This is a genomic window from Polynucleobacter sp. 35-46-11 (assembly GCF_002281105.1).
The window spans coordinates 1-2,976 of sequence record NZ_NCFJ01000319.1 but is presented as its reverse complement, the minus strand read 5'-3'; the positions used below and the strand labels follow the sequence as shown (position 1 = coordinate 2,976).

Sequence of the window (2,976 nt, the reverse complement as noted above, 5' to 3'; positions counted from 1 at the left end):
GTTAGCCCTTCAATCCAGCCATTGGCGGCAACGAGTTTTTCTGGAGGGAGTAGCTCAGTCAAGATGCCGTACTTTGCTGGTGAATAGCCATTACTAACATTTTTAATTAAGAGACCATCATGGCTTTAGTATCTTTACGACAACTCTTGGATCACGCTGCTGAAAATGGCTATGGCTTGCCAGCATTTAACGTGAACAATTTAGAGCAAGTTACGGCAATTATGGAGGCGGCTAATGAAGCTGATTCCCCAGTCATCATGCAAGCTTCTGCTGGTGCTCGTAAATATGCCGGTGAATCATTCTTGCGTCACTTGATTTCTGCTGCGGTAGAGGCTTACCCACATATTCCAGTCGTCATGCATCAAGATCATGGTCAAAGTCCAGCAGTGTGTATGGCTGCGATTAAGAGCGGCTTTACTAGTGTGATGATGGATGGCTCGCTAGAGGCCGATGGCAAGACAGTTGCCAGTTATGAATACAACGTCGATGTTTCTAGAGAAGTGGTGAAGTTCTCTCACTCGATTGGGGTTACTGTTGAGGCGGAGTTGGGTGTTCTGGGCTCTTTGGAGACTATGCAAGGCGATAAAGAAGATGGTCATGGTGCTGACGGCAAGATGACGCGTGAGCAGTTGCTGACGGACGTTGAGCAAGCTGCAGATTTTGTAAAGGCTACGCAGTGCGATGCCTTGGCGATTGCGATTGGCACTAGTCATGGTGCTTATAAATTTACGAAGAAGCCTACAGGCGACATCTTGGCTATCGAGCGTATTAAAGAAATTCATACACGTATTCCGAATACGCATTTAGTGATGCATGGTTCATCGAGTGTTCCACAAGAGTTGCTTGCTGAGATCCGTGAATTCGGTGGCGATATGAAAGAAACTTATGGTGTACCTGTTGAAGAAATTCAAGAGGGCATCAAGAATGGTGTTCGCAAAATTAATATTGATACCGATATTCGTTTGGCAATGACCGGTGCGATCCGCCGTTATATGTTTGAGAACCCAAGTAAGTTTGACCCACGTGATTACCTCAAGCCCGCACGTGAAGCAGCGAAGAAAGTGTGCATTGCACGCTTTAACGCTTTCGGCAGCTCAGGCCAAGCATCCAAAATTAAGCCAATTCCTCTGGAAAAAATGGCAGAGCTTTACAAGAGTGGCAAATTAGCCCAGATCGTGAAGTGAGATAAATATGCCCGCTTTGTACGCCACCTCTATTCAGTCATTACCTCTACTTTCTAAAGGAAAAGTACGTGATGTCTATGCGCTGGGGGATGACAAACTGCTCATGATCACCACGGATCGCTTGTCTGCTTTTGATGTAGTCATGGGTCAGCCTATTCCTGAGAAGGGCATTGTGCTCAATCAAATGGCCAACTTTTGGTTTGAGAAGCTGGCTAAGGTCATTCCCAATCATTTGACCGGTATTGATCCTGAGAGTGTTGTGCCAGCAGATGAAGTGGATCAAGTTAAAGGTCGTGCGGTGGTTGCTAAACGCTTGAAGCCAATTTTGGTTGAAGCAGTGGTGCGTGGCTACCTAGCGGGTAGCGGCTGGAAAGACTACAAAGAAACTGGCAAGGTCTGCGGCATTGCATTGCCTGAAGGCTTGGAAAATGCGCAGAAGTTACCTGAGCCTATTTTTACTCCCGCCGCTAAAGCTGAAGTGGGTGAGCATGATGAAAACATTTCCTTTGATAAGGTGATTGAGATGATTGGCGAGAAATTAGCCAATCAGATTCGTGAGGTCAGCATTCGTTTATATAAAGAAGCTTCTGAATATGCTGCAACTCGTGGAATCATCATTGCAGATACCAAGTTTGAGTTTGGTTTAGATGACGCTGGTCAGTTGGTCTTGATGGATGAAATCCTCACCGCCGACTCTTCACGTTTTTGGCCTGCTGAAACCTACTATGTGGGCGCAAATCCACCCTCTTATGACAAGCAATTCGTTCGGGACTGGCTAGAAACAGCCATGGTCGACGGCAAGCCCTGGCCAAAAACGGCCCCTGCGCCTGCTTTGCCGGCTGATGTGATTGATAAAACAGCTGAAAAGTACCGTGAGGCCCTTGCTCGCTTAACTAAAGGCTAATTTCCTAGATGCCGTAAAAAGGCTGGGATAATAAGCCCTTAGAAAGATTAACGATATAAATCAGGGCATTTGGAGAGGTCAATGAGCAAAAAGCCAGTAGTCGGAATAGTCATGGGATCCAATTCAGATTGGGACACCATGCAACATGCCGCTCAAATGCTGGAGCAATTTGGTATTGCTCATGAAGCCAAAGTAGTTTCAGCTCATCGCATGCCAGACGATATGTTTGCGTATGCAGAAAATGCTTCCAAAAACGGTCTCAAGGCAATCATTGCTGGTGCTGGTGGTGCTGCACATTTGCCAGGCATGTTGGCATCCAAAACCATTGTTCCAATTTATGGTGTTCCAGTTGCTAGCAAATATCTTCGCGGTGAAGACTCTCTGTATTCCATCGTACAAATGCCTAAGGGCATTCCAGTGGCAACATTTGCGATTGGTGAGGCTGGTGCCGCAAATGCAGCTTTGCATGTGATTGCAAATTTGGCGGTTAATGATGCTGCTTTAGCAAAACAGTTAGAAGAGTTCCGTGTGAAGCAGTCAGATACTGCGCGCGCTATGAATTTGCCGGGATATTAAAAGATGGCAGATCGTTTGGAGCCCATTTTGCCGGGCTCGTATTTAGGGATTTTAGGTGGCGGTCAATTGGGGCGGATGTTTACCCAAGCTGCTCAAGCTATGGGATTTAAGGTCTGCGTGCTCGATCCTGGATCTGATAGCCCTGCAGGTTCCATTGCAGAGAAATTCATTCAAGCCGATTACACCGACTCTGCCGCGCTAAAAGAAATGGCAGCATTGTGTAAATCCGTTAGTACGGAATTTGAGAATGTTCCTGCACAAGCTTTAGACGAACTCGAATCTTTAGGCGTCTTTGTGGCACCTCGCAGTAGT

3 protein-coding genes and 1 pseudogene are annotated in these 2,976 nt (G+C 46.5%); all 4 read left to right on the top strand.

The window, feature by feature from the left end; genetic code table 11:
* Positions 1-119: 119 nt before the first annotated feature.
* A complete protein-coding gene (gene fba, locus B7Y67_RS14225; RefSeq protein ID WP_215301995.1) occupies positions 120-1,184 on the top strand; it encodes a class II fructose-bisphosphate aldolase in 1,065 nt (354 codons plus the stop codon).
* 7 nt (positions 1,185-1,191) lie between these two features.
* Entirely contained in the window at positions 1,192-2,088 is an 897-nt protein-coding gene (locus B7Y67_RS14220; protein WP_293599207.1) for a phosphoribosylaminoimidazolesuccinocarboxamide synthase, read from the top strand.
* An 81-nt stretch (positions 2,089-2,169) separates the two neighbouring features.
* A complete protein-coding gene (gene purE / locus B7Y67_RS14215; RefSeq protein WP_215301991.1) occupies positions 2,170-2,664 on the top strand; it encodes a 5-(carboxyamino)imidazole ribonucleotide mutase in 495 nt (164 codons plus the stop codon).
* Positions 2,665-2,667: 3 nt separating this feature from the next.
* A pseudogene (locus tag B7Y67_RS14210) lies at positions 2,668-2,976 on the top strand (5-(carboxyamino)imidazole ribonucleotide synthase); the annotation flags it as partial.